General features: G+C 58.6%; 22 protein-coding genes. 18 read left to right on the plus strand and 4 right to left on the minus strand.

The window, feature by feature from the left end; genetic code table 11:
* Together GRO01_RS07290 and GRO01_RS07295 are read right to left on the minus strand one after the other, a co-directional pair.
* Positions 1 to 300: a DUF3467 domain-containing protein gene (locus tag GRO01_RS07290; protein ID WP_062509950.1), complete on the minus strand. Its 300-nt coding sequence runs from the start codon at positions 298 to 300 to the stop codon at positions 1 to 3.
* 28 nt (positions 301 to 328) lie between these two features.
* The gene (locus GRO01_RS07295) at positions 329 to 1,111 is read right to left on the minus strand and encodes a S24 family peptidase (protein ID WP_062509948.1); all 783 of its coding nucleotides are present in this window, start codon (positions 1,109 to 1,111) and stop codon (positions 329 to 331) included.
* A 17-nt stretch (positions 1,112 to 1,128) separates the two neighbouring features.
* Here GRO01_RS07295 and GRO01_RS07300 point away from each other — a divergent pair, with 17 nt between their 5' ends.
* Positions 1,129 to 1,356 carry a hypothetical protein gene (locus tag GRO01_RS07300; protein WP_062509946.1) on the plus strand — a complete coding sequence of 76 codons (228 nt, stop codon included), beginning with the start codon at positions 1,129 to 1,131 and terminating at the stop codon, positions 1,354 to 1,356.
* A 75-nt stretch (positions 1,357 to 1,431) separates the two neighbouring features.
* The gene (locus GRO01_RS07305; protein WP_062509944.1) at positions 1,432 to 1,947 is read left to right on the plus strand and encodes a helix-turn-helix domain-containing protein; all 516 of its coding nucleotides are present in this window, start codon (positions 1,432 to 1,434) and stop codon (positions 1,945 to 1,947) included.
* Positions 1,948 to 1,950: 3 nt separating this feature from the next.
* Here GRO01_RS07305 and GRO01_RS07310 read toward each other — a convergent pair whose 3' ends face one another.
* Positions 1,951 to 2,133, minus strand: a complete 183-nt coding sequence (locus GRO01_RS07310) for a hypothetical protein (protein WP_062509942.1) — start codon at positions 2,131 to 2,133, stop codon at positions 1,951 to 1,953.
* Positions 2,134 to 2,228: 95 nt separating this feature from the next.
* On the opposite strand from GRO01_RS07310, the gene GRO01_RS07315 reads away from it, so the two are divergent.
* From GRO01_RS07315 to GRO01_RS07355, 9 genes are all read left to right on the plus strand, one after another.
* Positions 2,229 to 2,594: a hypothetical protein gene (locus GRO01_RS07315; protein WP_141306900.1), complete on the plus strand. Its 366-nt coding sequence runs from the start codon at positions 2,229 to 2,231 to the stop codon at positions 2,592 to 2,594.
* Between the two features lie 78 nt (positions 2,595 to 2,672).
* Complete coding sequence (locus tag GRO01_RS07320) at positions 2,673 to 2,891, plus strand: hypothetical protein (protein ID WP_062509939.1); 219 nt, start codon at positions 2,673 to 2,675, stop codon at positions 2,889 to 2,891.
* The gene (locus tag GRO01_RS07325) at positions 2,888 to 3,427 is read left to right on the plus strand and encodes an HNH endonuclease (protein ID WP_062509937.1); all 540 of its coding nucleotides are present in this window, start codon (positions 2,888 to 2,890) and stop codon (positions 3,425 to 3,427) included. The genes GRO01_RS07320 and GRO01_RS07325 overlap by 4 nt, the downstream gene beginning before the upstream one ends.
* The gene (locus GRO01_RS07330) at positions 3,424 to 3,690 is read left to right on the plus strand and encodes a DUF2312 domain-containing protein (RefSeq protein ID WP_062509935.1); all 267 of its coding nucleotides are present in this window, start codon (positions 3,424 to 3,426) and stop codon (positions 3,688 to 3,690) included. The genes GRO01_RS07325 and GRO01_RS07330 overlap by 4 nt, the downstream gene beginning before the upstream one ends.
* 4 nt (positions 3,691 to 3,694) lie before the next feature.
* Positions 3,695 to 4,051, plus strand: a complete 357-nt coding sequence (locus GRO01_RS07335; RefSeq protein WP_062509933.1) for a VRR-NUC domain-containing protein — start codon at positions 3,695 to 3,697, stop codon at positions 4,049 to 4,051.
* Entirely contained in the window at positions 4,048 to 4,875 is an 828-nt protein-coding gene (locus GRO01_RS07340; RefSeq protein ID WP_083541383.1) for a YdaU family protein, read from the plus strand. Before GRO01_RS07335 ends, GRO01_RS07340 begins: the two co-directional genes overlap by 4 nt.
* 2 nt (positions 4,876 to 4,877) lie before the next feature.
* A complete protein-coding gene (locus GRO01_RS07345; protein ID WP_062509929.1) occupies positions 4,878 to 5,480 on the plus strand; it encodes a hypothetical protein in 603 nt (200 codons plus the stop codon).
* Between the two features lie 633 nt (positions 5,481 to 6,113).
* Positions 6,114 to 6,302, plus strand: coding sequence for a hypothetical protein (locus GRO01_RS07350; RefSeq protein ID WP_062509925.1), 189 nt, complete (start codon positions 6,114 to 6,116; stop codon positions 6,300 to 6,302).
* Positions 6,303 to 6,348: 46 nt separating this feature from the next.
* On the plus strand, positions 6,349 to 6,522 hold the full coding sequence (locus tag GRO01_RS07355; RefSeq protein ID WP_306414170.1) for a DUF2256 domain-containing protein: 174 nt from the start codon (positions 6,349 to 6,351) through the stop codon (positions 6,520 to 6,522).
* 47 nt (positions 6,523 to 6,569) lie between these two features.
* Here the strand turns inward: GRO01_RS07355 and GRO01_RS07360 are convergent, their stop codons facing one another.
* Positions 6,570 to 7,097, minus strand: a complete 528-nt coding sequence (locus GRO01_RS07360; RefSeq protein WP_141306903.1) for a hypothetical protein — start codon at positions 7,095 to 7,097, stop codon at positions 6,570 to 6,572.
* A 92-nt stretch (positions 7,098 to 7,189) separates the two neighbouring features.
* On the opposite strand from GRO01_RS07360, the gene GRO01_RS07365 reads away from it, so the two are divergent.
* The 7 genes from GRO01_RS07365 (at position 7,190) to GRO01_RS07395 (ending at position 15,539) form a co-directional block, all read left to right on the plus strand.
* On the plus strand, positions 7,190 to 7,693 hold the full coding sequence (locus tag GRO01_RS07365; protein WP_062509921.1) for a terminase small subunit: 504 nt from the start codon (positions 7,190 to 7,192) through the stop codon (positions 7,691 to 7,693).
* The gene (locus GRO01_RS07370) at positions 7,686 to 9,032 is read left to right on the plus strand and encodes a terminase large subunit domain-containing protein (protein ID WP_062509919.1); all 1,347 of its coding nucleotides are present in this window, start codon (positions 7,686 to 7,688) and stop codon (positions 9,030 to 9,032) included. Before GRO01_RS07365 ends, GRO01_RS07370 begins: the two co-directional genes overlap by 8 nt.
* 61 nt (positions 9,033 to 9,093) lie before the next feature.
* Positions 9,094 to 11,310: a portal protein gene (locus tag GRO01_RS07375; RefSeq protein WP_062509918.1), complete on the plus strand. Its 2,217-nt coding sequence runs from the start codon at positions 9,094 to 9,096 to the stop codon at positions 11,308 to 11,310.
* On the plus strand, positions 11,307 to 12,122 hold the full coding sequence (locus GRO01_RS07380) for a hypothetical protein (RefSeq protein WP_062509917.1): 816 nt from the start codon (positions 11,307 to 11,309) through the stop codon (positions 12,120 to 12,122). The genes GRO01_RS07375 and GRO01_RS07380 overlap by 4 nt, the downstream gene beginning before the upstream one ends.
* Positions 12,123 to 12,285: 163 nt before the next feature.
* Entirely contained in the window at positions 12,286 to 13,551 is a 1,266-nt protein-coding gene (locus tag GRO01_RS07385; protein WP_062509915.1) for a P22 phage major capsid protein family protein, read from the plus strand.
* 174 nt (positions 13,552 to 13,725) lie between these two features.
* Positions 13,726 to 14,577: a hypothetical protein gene (locus tag GRO01_RS07390; protein ID WP_062509913.1), complete on the plus strand. Its 852-nt coding sequence runs from the start codon at positions 13,726 to 13,728 to the stop codon at positions 14,575 to 14,577.
* A complete protein-coding gene (locus GRO01_RS07395) occupies positions 14,574 to 15,539 on the plus strand; it encodes a hypothetical protein (RefSeq protein ID WP_062509911.1) in 966 nt (321 codons plus the stop codon). Before GRO01_RS07390 ends, GRO01_RS07395 begins: the two co-directional genes overlap by 4 nt.
* The last annotated feature ends 1 nt before the right edge of the window (position 15,540 follow it).

Genomic DNA, 15,540 nt, shown 5'->3' on the forward strand with positions numbered 1-15,540 from the left:
TTAGGTCCTGGACCTCAAAACTGACATATCTATCTCTCCGAATTGTTCTTCATATCCATCAATTGTCCGTTGCAAATCACGCAAAAACAACTTGGCTGCTATCGGATTCATAGTGATAAGAGCCTGCTGCGAAAGAGTTGCCTCCGCAGAAAACCCATATCCACCTGCATCTATTTGTGGCATAGCTGCAGCGAATAAAACCATAAAGTCATGCGCCGTAACACCGACAAGGCTAATAGAGGACCTAAATGTCGGCAGCCCAGGTTTTAATTGGGTTTTCTTTTTTTCTTCTTCAGTCATTGCTTTCCCTTACTATATTATTTATAATTTATGAAAACGAAGCTTTCGGATTTGGCTGATAACTACCGACAACCAATGCTTGGATTGCCACATCCAATACTCCTGCGTTGTCTTGGCCATCCTGCGGCGGTAAGACAACAGGTGTCTGAAATGCTGGGTCCCAACTCTGTGGCCATAGTATCACCACGCCATCATCCTTGATCTGCACGGCTTTAACCGTTGCCTCAAACTGGTCTGTCCTGCTGCATCGCTGAATAGCCACCACAAAGTCCCCGGTCTGAGGCACGCGGCCTAGGTCACCGAAGTTGATGACCACCACAACCGAACCTTCCGGAAAAACCTTATTCATAGACTGGCCGCAGACTTTTAGTCCGTAGCGATGAAAGCCCTGATAGGCCATGTCAATCGGCACGGTGATCGCGTACCAGTCCGCAGTTGGCCATTCGATAGCCTCACGCCAGACACCAGCTTGCACCTCGCCGCGAACTTCGATCTGTGTAGTGTAGATCGGCTGAACAGCTACCTTGCGTGGCAGCAGATCCTCAAGTTTGCAGCCAAGAGCAGCAGCAATCTGAGTAAGCTTCCCCGTCTTAGGATCTAATGATCGGCCCGTAAGAATGTCGCGAACATAGGTCTCGCCCACCCCCGCATCCTTTGCCAGTCGCTTGGCTGTGGTTCCTAGCGCGTTCATTCGTTCTTCAATCTGCGCTGCTGACGGGTGTCTTTCCATGATGTGAAGTATCCCACGCAATATGCGCTCATGGCAGATGCGATGCATCACACCTTTCTCGCTTGACGAGGTGTGATGCATCACACTAGGTTCTGGATATGAGCAATCATACCAAACTCATCCAAGAGATTGAGGATTATGTCAGTCGCCGCGGGATCGCGGAGACGACGTTCGGGCGCATGGCCGCTGGAGACAGCTACTTCGTCTCTCGGCTGCGCAAAGGTGGGTCCCTTCTGGTTCGGACCGAGGAGCGCGTTCGGAAATTCATGGCCGCGCCCTTCGAGAAGAAGGCTGCTCCACCCGCAAAGGAGCCAGCCAATGCTTGACCTCCTGACCTGCGCCTTCTGCGCCCTGTCCTTCGCCGCGTTCGTCCGGGCGCATTTTGCCGGGAGGGTTGCGTGATGGCTGAAATCTTCAAATGGAAACCCCGCCTTCCCGAGCTGGAACGGCTGATCCGTGAAGGAAAGACACGTGCCCAACTTGCGGACCATTTTGGCGTGTCTGAAAATTCCCTTGCCACCGCCATCCGCCGTTATGGCCTGAACGGCCTGTCGCCAAATGATAGCTCGACAGGCGGCGCATCTTCTCGGACCCGTATCGACTGGTCTCCTCTGATGCCAAGGCTTCTCGAAATGATGAAGCGGGAAGAGAGTGCTTCCGCCATCGCAGAAAGCCTGGGCGTCTCAACGGTTGCGCTCTCTGCGGCCATGGAACGGCAGGTCCCGAAGGATCTCCGCTCCAGGTGGAAAGCTGCCCGTCAGCGGGCAACTCACCCGAAGAGACACGCCCCGGCTCCGCCAGTAATTCGCCAGCCGCTTAGCCCTTACTCCGACGTGACGTGGGCGGCGCTCTGGAACGGCAACCCGCCACCGAAGCCTGACCGGACTTTTGCCCGGTTCGGTCTCCGGTTGCACTGAGCCTCAGCCCCAGATGTCCGCTCCAATCAACATCGCCAGTTTGAGCGCCAGGTGGTCCTTGACCTCCTGCGGCTGCCGACTGTGGAGGGTGCCCCAGAGCTGGGCATCCCGACACAGTGCGACGGCAAGGTGCGGCGTGTCCGCGTCGATCTCGAATTGTGGTGTCTGGGGGGCGTCTCCTTCCATCGCTGGTTTCTCCTCTCTGCTCAGTGACATGGCAGAGAATGGAGAAACCCGTGTCCAAAATACCGGAAAAGTATTCCGCCAGATTGGAAAACCGCATGACCGCCTCTCCTGAGAGCGTGACCCGCGATGCCCAGTCGATGGCCCGAACCCTTTCTCAGACGTTCGGCCCCGGCCTGTGCGTCAAGGAAGTCCTGCACCGCCTCGCTCGCCTGCTGAAGATCACGGAACGTCAGGCCAAGGCCCTGTTTTACGGGGAATGGGAGCAGATCCCGGCCTACGTCTATCTGCGGCTGACCGAGGCATACCGAAGCAACCTGGAGCGCGCAGCTCGGCAGGCCGAACATCAGGCCGCCGTCTATCGTGCCCTGCAAGATCAATGGAATGACCCATGCGATCCTTTCTCTTGTGGCGCGTCCGCGACCTGCGATGCGTTGCTGTCGTCGTCTTACGGTGCGCCCTGATGCTCAAGCGGGCCTCTGACTGGCTGTTCGGCCTCTCCTGCAAGCTGGAAGATTACGCCAGCCGTCTGGAGGTCCGCCGTGACTGACATCCCGATTGGAAATGCACAATCAATCGTTGCCGATGCGGTTGAGTTGGCGGGAGGCCAGCGCGCCCTTGCCCGTCTTCGTGGCATCGCGCAGTGCGACATTTCACAAGCCGTCAATAACGGAGCTGCTGATGCCCGCAATCGGGTGCTGAATGCGCTCGGCTATGCCGTGGTCGAGGTGATCCGTCCTTTGAAGGGGCAGAACCGATGACTGATATGCTGAGCTGTCGCCTGTCTGACTTGCTTCACATCGTCTGCCGCGAAGAGATCTGGAGGCCTGTCTTTGGGTTTCGCAGCTATGAAGTGTCGTCTCATGGTCGGGTGCGCCGGATTGGCTCTCCCAGGCCTTTGCAATGCGCTTGGACGCATGGCTACGCACATGTCAGCCTGATGGCTGACAATAAGAGCCATACCAAACGAATTCATAATCTTGTGGCTGCGGCATTCCTTGGCGATGCACCATTTGAGGGCGCCATACTGGCGCATAACGACGGCGATAAGATGAATAACCGGGCGGATAATATCCGTTGGGCGAGCCTTGCCGAAAACCAAGAAGATAGACGCCGACATCAAACGAAAACCTGCGGGAGTGATGTTTACGGGGCGAAGCTCCATGAACGCGACATTCCGCAAATTCGCAAACGTCTAATCAGCGGCGAAACCTGCGCGTCAATCGCAAGGTCTCTTTCCGTATCGACCAGCACAATCAGCCTCATTCAGCGCGGCAAAATTTGGAGACACGTATGAGCACCATTGGTCACAACAGCGTAGTCAATGAAGGCGGGATTGCAGCTGATCGGCTTCGTTCGATTATTGAGCGGGTGGAACGACTGGAAAGCGAACGCAAGGCTCTCCAGAGTGACATCAAGGACATCTTCTCCGAGGCCAAGAGCGCGGGCTTCGACGTGAAGGTCATCAAGCAGATCATCCGGATCCGGAAGCAGGAACCGGCTGACGTGGAAGAGCAGGAAACGCTCCTCGATGTCTACCGCCGCGCTTTAGGGATGTGACGCCATGTCTCATGAAGAAGACCGGCTCCATACCCACATCTGGCGCGCCTTGCAGATCCTGCTCCCTGACGATGTGGTGGCCTGGAGCAACGAGAACCGACGCAACGGACAGCGTGAAGGCGCACGACGCAAAGCGCGTGGCTGCATCGCTGGCGTCCCGGACATGCAGTTCACGCACGCTGGCCGCACGCTCTACGTCGAGATCAAGACGCCTACGGGCACCGTCTCAAAGGAACAGCGGGCGCTGCACAAGCGCCTCAAGGTCTCGGGCGCTTCTGTGGCCGTCTGCCGGTCCCTGGATGACGTGATCAGCTTCCTGTCCCGTGAGGGCATTTCGTTGCGCGGGGAGGTGATGGCATGAGCGCCAGACGTTCAAAATCGGACGTGTGGATGCCCATCTATATCGGTGATTATCTGGCCGATACGATGCGGCTCTCGACCGTCCAGCATGGCGCATATTTTCTGCTCATGATGGAGTATTGGCGGCAGGGTCCCCTGCCCGACAATGCGGATGAGCTTTCTGCCATTGTGCGCGCCGATCGCAAGACATGGGACAAGAGCATCTGGCCTATTCTCAAGCGCTATTTCACCTTGGGGGATGATGGCCTTTTGCATCAAAAACGTGCCGATGAAGAGCGTGCAAATGCATCTGGTCTGAAAGCAAAGCGAGCCGCCGCCGCTCAAGCAAGATGGAACAAAACAACCGAGCAAAAAACATGCAAAACGGATGCAAGTGCATCTGCAAAGCATACCGATGTGGACGAGCAAAGCGGATGCATAACGCATGCCCTACGCGCGTCCGCGTCACCATCACCATCACCATCACCTTCTTCACTACGTTCAGAACACTCTTCGCTTCGCTCAGAGTGTGAGAGCGCGCCCAAGCCGAAATCGGAAAAGCCGAAACGGGCCTGCCGCCTCCCTGCCGACTGGCAGCCGACCCCCGAGCAGGTCCAGTTCGCCGAGGTCAACCAGGTCGATCCGGTCCGGACGGCCGAGGTCTTCCGCGACTACTGGCTCGGCGTGCCGGGCGCCAAGGGCTGCAAGGCTGACTGGGACGCGACGTGGCGGAACTGGGTTCGGCGTGAGGACGGGATGCGACCACCACCCATCCCGAGCAAGGCGCAGCAACGGGCCGACAATGCGGAAGCATGGAAATCCGGCGTGATGCTGGAGGGGTACTGACCATGGCAGAAGTCGCAAAAATCCACCGTGGGGCCCTCGCCAAGGCAGCGGCCTACGCCCCGGCAAGCGGTGATCTCAGGGCACTGATCGCGGCGAAGCGCGAGGGGTATCTCTGGCGCTCCGACCTGACACCCGACCGCATCAGCGCAGTCCGTCTCCAGCTCGCCATGGCCGAAGCCGCCGCGAACCCGCCACCGTTCGAGGGGATCAAGACCTGGCTGGCCAAACTCGCAACACTGGTGTCGAACGCCCCGATCCCATCCGGCGAAATCTGCGCGGTCTTCGCTGAGGTTTGCTCGGACATCCCGGACGGCGCCTGGACGCCGGAAACCCGGATTGCATGGACACGCCAGCCTGACCGCAACGATTACCCCGTCGGTTCTCGCTGGCCGGCACCGGGCGAACTGTACGCGCATCTTCGGCCCTATGCCGAGCAGATCCGGTCCGAGGTTACAGGCCTACGAGAGATCCTCGCCATGGCGGAAAAGCCGAGTGAGCCGGAACGCAAGCGGCCCGATGCTTCGGAACTGGCTCGCGCCGGTGCCCTGGCCGATGCCGTGATCCGCGAACTGAAAGCTGCCACAGGCGAAGGGATGAACCCATGACCGACCAATCCAACACCTGGCCCGACTGCATCGGCGAACACGCGGCGGGACTGGCCAAGCCCCGGAACTGGGCAGCGGCATGTGCAGCCACTCAGGCCCGCCATGGATGCGATATCGGCACTCACGGTCGCGCCTTGCTCGCAGACATGCGCGGAGAGGTGTTACCGTTGGCTGCTGAGTACGGTGTGGAATGTCAGACGATACACGATGGGGTGGAAACGTCTGGAGGCGATGGCGATAGCTCTGCGTCTTTGTTCGATAATTGTGGAACAATAAACACCGAGGGCGATCTCGGGTTGAGTGGGGAGTGAGGGGGATGGGATTGTTTAGGAGAGCCGTTGATGGTGCGGCGAAAGCAATTGGCCTCGGGAAATATGCGCCGTGTGATTGCAATCAGTGTCGCAACCGAAAAGAGGTAATGGTTGCAGCATCTATGGCCTCTCAGGCTGCGAGTGACGCTGCCATAGCCGCAAGCAATGCCGCAGTCGCAGCGGCTTCTGCTGCATGTGTGGTCGTGAGTTCATGACCCTCCCCTGGTTCCTGAACCCTTGGGCTGAAGTGTGGCGGTTGCGGAAGTGCTAGACATCTCCTTCTCAAGTCTTCACTCTCCCCTCATACAAAGGAGAGCGCATCATGCGATACGACGAAGCCAATGATGAAGATGGTGTTGGTTCGGAAATCCAAGAATTGGCGTCAGAACTGCAAAGTGATGCAGAACGCCTGAACATCGCGACCGACAAGTCAGACGTGCCGGATGAGATCAAACATATGGTCGCGGCACTGGCTGACAAGATTGATGGTCTTGCCTCACTGCTTCGATAAGTTGAACTTGGAAATGGGTTGAGCGCCAGCCAATGGAGTTCTGAGCGTGGCCCGAGGGAAAGGAAAGATCGCCCCCAAGCCCGCTAAGCAGGACCTTCCCTCGAAGGTCTGCCCCGTCTGCAACCGGCCGTTCACCTGGCGCAAGAAGTGGGCGAAAGACTGGGATCAGGTCCGGTATTGCTCTGAGGCGTGCCGACGGAAGAAGGACGACACGCCATAGGTGGGTGCTTAAAGGTGGTTTGAGAGCTGTTCGGTGGGGCTGCAAGATCAGAGATCTTCGCCGCTGTAAAATCGGCCGTTTTCCCAGTTGAAGGCTTCCACAACCTTGCCGCCCAAAAATGGCAGATAAGCATATCGATATTTAATCGTGACGGTCATCTTCAAGACGGCTGGCTCTATGCGATAGGTAAGCGCCGAGCATGAAAAGTTTCTGTCATCAGAGGCAGGAATGTATCCCGACCCAATATTTCCCTCCTTCTCAATATTATGCGCAACATCGCCTATATCCCCGCCAAAATCCGGGAAGCCAACTACTGCAAAATTTATGAAGCATCTCCCTTTTTTGATAATAACAGGGAAGATTAGGTTTTTATTCTTCAATTTTATCGGAAGACCATATGACCCTGCTTGGTTTAAGCCAATGTCGTCAATGGAAACTGATGGGTTGCTTGCATAGACTATCCAAGAAAATGCGCTGATTACGATCCCTAAAAATGCAAAAACTTTCTTTGTAAGTTGGATTTCGGAGCACTTAAGAAACCGGTCAATCTCTGCGTTCCAAGATTTGCTTTTCATGCCCGCATTCATAGCATGCAGAAATATAATCTACTGCATTTTTCGCGGACAATTTCCTGTACCGAATGGCATAGTTCGACTATCATGGAACTATGGGAAAACTGAATGCCAAGCAGGCTCGCTTTGTTGAGGAATATCTCGTTGACCTCAACGCAACACAGGCCGCTATCCGCGCAGGCTATAGCGAGAAAACTGCCCGCCAGCAGGCTTCCGAGCAGTTGTCAAAACCTGACATTCAACAAGCCTTGTCGGAAGCCCAGCAGGCACGTTCAGCACGCACCCAGATCACGCAAGATCGCGTCATTCAGGAAATCGCCCGGCTTGGCTTGAGTGACATTCGCGGGGCATTTTCTCTGGGTGGCTCTCTGTTACCTCCAAGTGAATGGAGCGATGATCTAACGGCTGCTGTTGCTTCCATTGAGGTCGATCAGCGCAAAGAACCGGGCGAAGATGGCGAGCGATACACCGTCACGAAGCTGAAGCTCTGGGACAAGAACGCTGCCCTCGAGAAGCTTTGCAAGCACCTCGGCCTGTACGAACGCGACAATGAGCAGAAGCAGATCGTGGTAAACATCCGCGACGATCTGGATGATTGATGTCGACCTTCCCGCTTACGGGTGGAAGCCGCGCAAATATCAGCGGGCGCTCTGGAAATATCTGCGATCGGGCGGCAAACGTGCTTACGAGGTTGCGCACCGGAGGTGGGGGAAAGATGACGTCGCCCTGAACTGGGCCGCCATCAGCGCCATGAAGAAGGTCGGTAACTACTGGCACATGCTCCCCGAGGCCAGTCAGGCGCGTAAGGCCATCTGGGACGCGGTAAACCCGCACACCGGACGCCGACGCATCGATGAGGCCTTCCCGGAAGAGATCCGGGCCACGACCAAAGACCATGAGATGTTCATTCGGTTCATCAACGGCTCAACATGGCAGGTGGTAGGATCGGACAACTTCAACAGCCTTGTGGGCTCGACGCCGATCGGTGTGGTCTTTTCAGAATGGGCGTTGGCGAACCCGTCAGCATGGGCGTTCCTCTCCCCGATCCTGCTGGAGAATGGCGGATGGGCAATGTTCATTACCACGCCGCGTGGCCGGAACCATGCCAAGACGTTCTTCGATGCCATGCGCGACGAACCGGGCTGGTTCTGCGAGGTCTCGAGCGTTGAGAAGACGGGCCGCTTCACCTCTGAGCAGTTGGCAGCAGAAAAGAGGCAGCTTGTGGCACAGTATGGCGAGGACGACGGCGGCGCGAAGTACGAGCAGGAATATGACTGTTCCTTCGATGCGGCCATTCAGGGCAGCTACTACGGCAAGATCATGAAGAAGCTGGACGAGGAAGGGCGGATTGGCGACGTGCCGTACAATCCCTCCCTGCCCGTCATCACAGCCTGGGATCTGGGTATCGGCGACAGTACGGTCATTTGGTGCGCTCAGCAGATCGGGCCAGACGTACGCGTGATCGATTGCATTGCCGGTTCTGGCCAGGGCATCGATTGGTATGTGCGCGAGCTGGGCAAGCGTCCGTACACATATCGCCAGCACATCGTCCCCCATGATGCGAACAATGGCGAGTTGGGCACAGGCCAGCGCCGGATCGACACCATGCGCTCACTTGGCATGAACCCGATCCGGGTCTTGCCACGCACGCCGGTAGATGACGGGATCAGCGCGGTTCGTAACCTCCTGCCCCGCTGCCGGATCGATCGGAAGACCTGCCAGCGCGGGATTGATGCGCTCGAGCAGTACCGCAAGTCATGGGACGATACGAACAAGGTCTTTCGGGACAAGCCGCTGCATGACTGGGCCTCGGACTATGCCGATGCTTTCCGGTATCTGGCAGTCGGGCTGCGGGATCGTGAAGACGACAAGCCAAAAGCAGCAAAGCGTCCGCGCGTCTCACTAACAGGTTCACCCTCTGGATGGATGGGAATGTAATCGGACACGCCTTTCAATTCCGCTTGTACTGACGGAACCCTGTGTGGTATTTAGATACCTCATGAGCGAGAGCGTTTCCGAAACAGCCGATATCATTTCCGAGGTTCAGAAACGCTACGAAGAAGCGTCTGGTCATACGAGCCAGTGGCGCGGTCGGGCGCGCGATGATCTGCGGTTTTTTCACGCTGATGCGTACAATCATGCTCAGTGGGACGATGCGGTCTATCAGGCCCGCACAGGGACGTTTGGCGGCTCTCCCCGTCCCTGCCTGACGATCAACAAAACCGCGCAGCACGTCTTCCAGGTGGAGAACGAGGCGCGGCAGTCGCAAATGGGCGTGAAGGTCAACGCGACCGGCTTTGGCGCGATGGCTGAAGCAGCTGATGCGATCGAAGGCATCATCCGCCATATCGAGTATCAGTCGAACGCGCAGCAGAACGCCTATGCCTGCGCCATTCAGGGACAGGTTCGCGCCGGTCTGGGCTGGTTCCACGTCGTGACGGATTACGTTCCGGGCGTGGACACATTCGATCAGGACTTCTTCATCAAGTCCGTTCCCAATGGCCTATCCGTCTATTTCGATCCGTCTGCCCGCGAGCCCGATCATTCGGATCAGAACTGGGCGATGATCGTGGAGGAAATGGACCGGGGCGAGTTCGACAAGCTCTATCCCGGTCATGAGGACGTGGCCCGCGATCCGCTCTCTGGCCTGCAATCAGACAGTGACTGGGTGAGCGACAACACGGTTCGTGTGGCGACGTATTATCGCCGCAGCGAAAAGAAAGACACGCTCTGGTCAGTGCCGCCGATGCCGGAACTGAACTTCCCGGGCGGCATGATGCGCCAGTCTGCAATGCCTGAGGCGCTTGTCGCTGTGTGCCGCGAGAACAAGGCCCCTTCCCGCCCCGTTACGTCCCACATGGTGGACAAATATGTCATCGCGGGTAATTCCGTGGTGGCTCAGGGCGAGACGGTGTTTTCGCTCATTCCCCTGATCCCAGTGGTCGGTATCGAGACCCGGGCGACGGACGGAAATGACGCCGATTATGCAGGCCTCGTCCGCGCCCTGATCGATCCGCAGCGCATGTTCAATTACACGGCCAGCGCCTATGTCGAGAGTGTTGCGCTCCAGACGAAAGCACCTTGGCTTGCCGCCGCTGAGGCCATCGAGGGCTACACGAACGAGTGGTCGCAGGCCAATACGAGCAATGCCGCCGTGCTGCCGTACAATGCCGTGGACCATGAGACTGGACAGCCGATCCCGGTTCCAACGCGCATCGAGCCCCCGTCCGGCTCAACCGGTCATCTGCAGGGTATGCAATCCGCAGATCAGTGGATGCAGATGGTCACCGGCCAGTATCAGGCCGAGATGGGCGCTCCCGGCAACGAGAAGTCCGGCGTTGCGATCCAGCAGCGCCAGCGCCAGTCCGACACGGCCAACTATCACTACACCGACAATCAGGGCATGGCGCTCCGGTATCTCGGTCGCCTCCTGATCGATGCAATCCCGCGTGTGTATGACACACAACGCGCCGTCCAGTCCCTTGGTATGGATGGATCACAGACGGGCGTGATCGTTGATCCGGGCATGCAGACATCCGCCCAGGTCGCCTTGCCGCCTGGTCCGGACGGGCAGGAACAGGCGACGCCTCAGGGAATGCCGCTTGAAAAGCAGCGCCAGATTGAGGGGGCGATCCTTGCGATCAACCCGACCATTGGCCGCTATGACGTGGAGGCGGATGTTGGGCCCGCTTTCGCCACTCGCCGTCAAGATGCGTTCAACGCGCTGACGCAAGTCATTCAGGCCGCTCCGGCTCTCATGGGGCAGATTGGCGACCTTGTGTTCCAGAGCGCGGACTTCCCGCTTGCCGACGAGATCGCTGACCGGCTCAAACCCGCATCCGACGATCCACGCCTTGGACAGGCGCAGCAGACCATCCAGCAGCTTCAGGCCCAGATCGGTCAGCTCACGCAGCAGCTCAAGGACAAGTCAGCAGAGCAGCAGCACACCGTCGTCAAAGACGCAATGGCCGCTGATACGAACCAGTACAAGGCCGAAACGGACCGCATGGCAGCCATTGGCTCAACCGATCCGGATGCGTTGCGCGTGCTGGTCCATCAGCTGGTGACCGAGGCGATGCAGGGCGGACAGCCCGCGCCAACGCCAGCGCCTGTGCAGGACGGCCCTCCCGGCCCGCTCCCGCGCCTTCCTTCTTCCAATCCCCCGGGCGGCGAGATCCATGCTGCCAATCCAGTGACAGGAGCCGTTGAGGCATGAGCGAAACCATCGAAGCCCCTGCCGGCCTCCCGAGCGAAGCCCAGGTCGAGGTCGGCGCTAACGCTGGCGCCATCGAGACGCCGAATAATGAATCGCCCGCCGGTGAGCAGGAGCAGCCCCCGGCCGCGCAACCCGAGAAGACACCGGCCTGGCTTCAGCGCAAGATCGACAAGATGACGTTCGAGCGCCGCGAGTCCGAGCGGCAGGCCCAGACGGCGCGAGAGGAAATGGAAAACCTGCGCCGCGCCCTGGCTGCCGCTCGTGGTGAACAGCAGGAAGAACCGCAACTCACGCCTGACCAGATCCGGCAGGAGGAGCGCCAGCGTTTCGAGCAGCAGCAGGCCGAACAGCAGTCGGTCCAGAAGTTTGCGTCGCAGACAGAGGTGATTGCCAAGTCTCTCGCGGGCGCGCATGGCGAGGACGCGGTTGGTCAGGCCACGCAGCTCCTGTCCGAACGTGCTGGTCTCGATTTCGGTAACAAGTCTCACCGTGAACTCATTGCCGACATATCGGAGTTGCCGAATAGCGGCGACGTGTATTATGCTCTCGCTCACGACCCGGATACGGCAGGGACCATTCTCGACGCTTCACCGCGTCGGCAGTATGCCCTGCTGACACAGTTCGCGGCGAAGGTAGGCAAGCCAGCCCCGGCAGCGCAGGCACAAACGCCAGCAGCCCCGGCAGTTTCAAAGGCCCCTCCTCCTGTCTCGGCTCCGTCCGGTGCGGCTGCAACGGGGAAGAAGTCGATCTACGATCCGAACGTCTCCCCCGCCGAATTTGACCGCCTCTGGAAGGCTGGCGTTCGGTCCTGACCTGTCGCGGAGCAGTCTCTCCGCAAAAGCCACGGGGGCTCTAACCCGGCTGTTTCCGGTTCTCTAACCGGCACACGTTCTGCCTTTGGCGAGAGCGGCACGATGGGCGCAGTAGCGCCGTGTATTGTGAGCCGAACCCGTGGCCAACCAACTGATTAACGACATGATCATTACGAAGCGCGCGCTGCCGCTGTTTCGTGATTCCAACGGCTTCATCCGGAACGTGGACCGTTCCTATGACAGCTACTTCGGCAAGTCCGGTGCGAAGATCGGCGCTTCCGTCAACGTGCGCCTGCCCAACGACCCGGTTGTCGGTGACGGCCCTGTCGTCAGCCCGCAGTCCATTGCAGAGCGTTCGGTTCCTCTGACCATCGCTTATCGCAAGCACGTCTCTCTGGGCTTCGATACGCAGGAACGCACCCTGAATGTGGACGACTTCAGCGGCCGCTACATCGAACCGTCTGTCAACAACCTGACCGGCTCTGTCGCCAATATCGCCATGACGCTGGCTCTGGGCGCCGCGAACATGGTTCGCAACACCGATGCGAACGGCAATACGATCGCGCCGGATTCCGCAACTTGGCTGCGTGCCAAGGCCAAGCTGACGAAGCAGCATGCTCCGACGACTGACCGTTTTGCCGTGCTCGACCCGGATACGGATGCCAACACCGTTTCTGGCCTGATGGGCCTGTTCAATCCGTCCGCGCAGATTGGTCAGCAGACCAAGACGGGCGCGATGGAAGCTCCGCTTCTTGGTGTCCGCGAATGGATCAACGACCAGACCTGCCTTGTCACCACGACCGGCTCCTATGACGGTGCTGCAACAGCGGCTGGCACGGTCACGACGATCAACAATGCGGGCAATGCAATCCCGGGCCAGATCAGTTCCACGGCATATCCGCAGAACTCTGTCATCGCGACCTCTGCCCTGAATGGCACCCTCAATGTCGGTGACGTCATAACCATTGCAGGCGTCAATCAGGTCAACCGCGTGACCAAGCAGTCCTACGGCACGCCGATGCAGTTCGTGGTCACCCAGCCGGTTGCCTCCGGTGCCACGTCCATCGTGGTCTCTCCTGCCGTCGTCGGCCCTGCTGCTGACGGTACGCAGAACCAGTATCAGACCGTGGATGCCATGCCCGCCGCTGACGCCAAGATCAGCCTTGTCGGCAAGCAGGGCGAGACGATCCGCCGCAACCTTCTGTTCAACAAGAAGGCCATGACGCTCGTCACCGTCGATCTGATGGAGGTCAACAAGGGCGTCGTGGATTGCGGCATGGCAAACCTCGACGGCATCTCCATGCGTACCCTGACCTACTACAACGGCACGGATGACACGCTTGGCACCCGCCTTGACGTGCTGTTCGGCATCGGTGTGCTGCGCCCCGAGTGGATGTGCATCGTGCCGGATATCATCGACGCCGGCTGATGCAGGCGAAACGGTATCCGCGATGCCTGTACCACCCGAACGGCTACGAGACCGTGACCGTTCGGGACGAGGCAGAAGAAGAGCGGGTGAGAGCCCGTATGTCTGGCCGTCCTGAGCCCTCGAGCCGGGACGCGCCGCCCAAGCCTGTCATGAGGCGCAAGGGGCGCACCCCAAATGTCCGAAACCAGTAACGGCGGCACTCCGAACGCAACGTCCGGTTATCTCGTCTCCGACCTTGTTGGCCTGGCGCTTGAGCAGCTTGGTGTTGGTGTTGGCGGTCAGAATACAGATCCGCAAGGCCTGGCATCCGGGGTCATGCACCTGAACATGATGCTGGCTCAGTGGCAGCGCAAACGCTGGCTTGTTCCCAATCTCGTTGACAAATTCTGCCTCTCCACTGGCGCATCCGTCTATGCTGTCGGCCCCGGTGGAGACTTCGACATGCCGGTGCGACCCGCCCAGGTCCTATCGGCCTATGCCCGTCTCCTAACAGGCGCGCAGCCTTCGCATGATGGCGACTTCTCGGGCGTCGATTTTAACAGCTCCGATTTTGATACAAGCAGCGATGGCCTCTCAACCGGTAATCCCGTCGATTACCCACTGATGGCAATTCCCTCATACGAGGATTATGCCTCGCTAGGTTTGAAGGGCCTCAAGATGTGGCCGAACTGCTTCTTTTACAATCCCGCTTTCCCTGCCGGTGAACTCCGGCCATGGCCGATCCCGCCCGCGCAGGTCTGGGAATTGCATATCATCGTCGCCGAGTGCCTTCCGACGACGCTCAAGGCAATGGACGCCATCAACCTGCCGCCCGAGTACTGGGACGCGATCATGTGGATACTAGCCGCACGCATGGCACCTTCCTATGGGCAGGAAGCCTCTGCGACAGTAGCGACCATGGCGCGCGGCGCTCTGGCGACGATCCGCAGCGCGAATGTCCAGATCCCAACGCTTGGCATGCCCGCGATCCTCACCCCCATTAACAATCCGTTCTACTGGCCCGGACTGGAGATCCAGAAACTATGAAAAGCCTTGCTATTCTCGCGGGGCTCTGCATCCCCGCCCTTGCCTGCGCTCAGTCTGTCCCAACCATGAACCCGCGTGTAACGCTTGCCGGCCCAACCGGTCTCAATGCTGCCATGCAGACGAAGGCGGACGCAACGAACGGCACGCTGACGACGCCCACGATCAATGGTGGCTCTGCTGTTGGTATGGGTTTCGTCAATCCTGCGATCACTGGAACGAACCCATCATTCCAGTTGCAGGATACGAGCACATCGAACGACACGGCGCGGTGGCAGTTCATCAACTATCTCGGCACGCTCCAGCTAAACGCGGTCAATGACGCCAACACGATCAACACCAACGCGTTCACCTGCTCCAGGGACGGGTACACGGTAACGAGCTGTTCGTTCACAGCGCCACTGACGACAAGCGCCGGAACGTTCGGAAGTCCCGCAACTGGAGATGTTCTCGGGTTGTGGCCTAACCTGTATTTCGCGCCCAATCCGAACTTCAGCGGAACCCTAACGATTGGTGGTGCGGCCCTGCCGACGATCAATCTGAAATCAACTTCTGCCAATGTCGCGAGTGCGATCTACCAAGGCACAGACGGGGCATTAAACCTGCAACCGAACGGCGCCGGTGCGGGAACGAATGTTTTCAATGCTGGAAGCTCGTTCTATGTTCATGACAGCGTGGGGTCCGCCCAGATCAATATGCTGGCAGCCGGCCAGTCCAATCCGGTGACGATCTGGCAAGATACGCAGGGGAACGCCTGGTTCTCCCCGACCGCGACGAACGCCGACAACACCATCGTGGCCAACGGAACGGGAACGCTCTACTTCAATGCGAACAGCATCCAGTTCAATAACCCGTTTATTTCGGATGTTTCGAAGTGCGGCAATATCAGCGGATCCACTGGCTGCCTAGCGGTGAAAAACGATGGCGGCGATCTGGGCTACATTCCCTGGTTCAAGGCAAACTGAC

This window comes from Gluconobacter roseus NBRC 3990, assembly GCF_006538885.1.
GTDB lineage: Bacteria > Pseudomonadota > Alphaproteobacteria > Acetobacterales > Acetobacteraceae > Gluconobacter > Gluconobacter roseus.

Bases quoted from the DNA above. Each gene is read 5' to 3' on its own strand.
- GRO01_RS07375 (WP_062509918.1), top strand. From the start codon at position 9,094: ATGAGCGAGAGCGTTTCCGAAACAGCCGATATCATTTCCGAGGTTCAG.
- GRO01_RS07340 (WP_083541383.1), top strand. From the start codon at position 4,048: ATGAGCGCCAGACGTTCAAAATCGGACGTGTGGATGCCCATCTATATC.
- GRO01_RS07370 (WP_062509919.1), top strand. From the start codon at position 7,686: ATGATTGATGTCGACCTTCCCGCTTACGGGTGGAAGCCGCGCAAATAT.
- GRO01_RS07300 (WP_062509946.1), top strand. From the start codon at position 1,129: ATGAGCAATCATACCAAACTCATCCAAGAGATTGAGGATTATGTCAGT.
- GRO01_RS07385 (WP_062509915.1), top strand. From the start codon at position 12,286: ATGATCATTACGAAGCGCGCGCTGCCGCTGTTTCGTGATTCCAACGGC.
- GRO01_RS07335 (WP_062509933.1), top strand. From the start codon at position 3,695: ATGTCTCATGAAGAAGACCGGCTCCATACCCACATCTGGCGCGCCTTG.
- GRO01_RS07330 (WP_062509935.1), top strand. From the start codon at position 3,424: ATGAGCACCATTGGTCACAACAGCGTAGTCAATGAAGGCGGGATTGCA.
- GRO01_RS07325 (WP_062509937.1), top strand. From the start codon at position 2,888: ATGACTGATATGCTGAGCTGTCGCCTGTCTGACTTGCTTCACATCGTC.
- GRO01_RS07390 (WP_062509913.1), top strand. From the start codon at position 13,726: ATGTCCGAAACCAGTAACGGCGGCACTCCGAACGCAACGTCCGGTTAT.
- GRO01_RS07365 (WP_062509921.1), top strand. From the start codon at position 7,190: ATGGGAAAACTGAATGCCAAGCAGGCTCGCTTTGTTGAGGAATATCTC.
- GRO01_RS07360 (WP_141306903.1), bottom strand. From the start codon at position 7,097: ATGAAAAGCAAATCTTGGAACGCAGAGATTGACCGGTTTCTTAAGTGC.
- GRO01_RS07290 (WP_062509950.1), bottom strand. From the start codon at position 300: ATGACTGAAGAAGAAAAAAAGAAAACCCAATTAAAACCTGGGCTGCCG.
- GRO01_RS07350 (WP_062509925.1), top strand. From the start codon at position 6,114: ATGCGATACGACGAAGCCAATGATGAAGATGGTGTTGGTTCGGAAATC.
- GRO01_RS07380 (WP_062509917.1), top strand. From the start codon at position 11,307: ATGAGCGAAACCATCGAAGCCCCTGCCGGCCTCCCGAGCGAAGCCCAG.
- GRO01_RS07295 (WP_062509948.1), bottom strand. From the start codon at position 1,111: ATGCATCACACCTCGTCAAGCGAGAAAGGTGTGATGCATCGCATCTGC.
- GRO01_RS07315 (WP_141306900.1), top strand. From the start codon at position 2,229: ATGACCGCCTCTCCTGAGAGCGTGACCCGCGATGCCCAGTCGATGGCC.
- GRO01_RS07345 (WP_062509929.1), top strand. From the start codon at position 4,878: ATGGCAGAAGTCGCAAAAATCCACCGTGGGGCCCTCGCCAAGGCAGCG.
- GRO01_RS07305 (WP_062509944.1), top strand. From the start codon at position 1,432: ATGGCTGAAATCTTCAAATGGAAACCCCGCCTTCCCGAGCTGGAACGG.
- GRO01_RS07395 (WP_062509911.1), top strand. From the start codon at position 14,574: ATGAAAAGCCTTGCTATTCTCGCGGGGCTCTGCATCCCCGCCCTTGCC.
- GRO01_RS07310 (WP_062509942.1), bottom strand. From the start codon at position 2,133: ATGGAAGGAGACGCCCCCCAGACACCACAATTCGAGATCGACGCGGAC.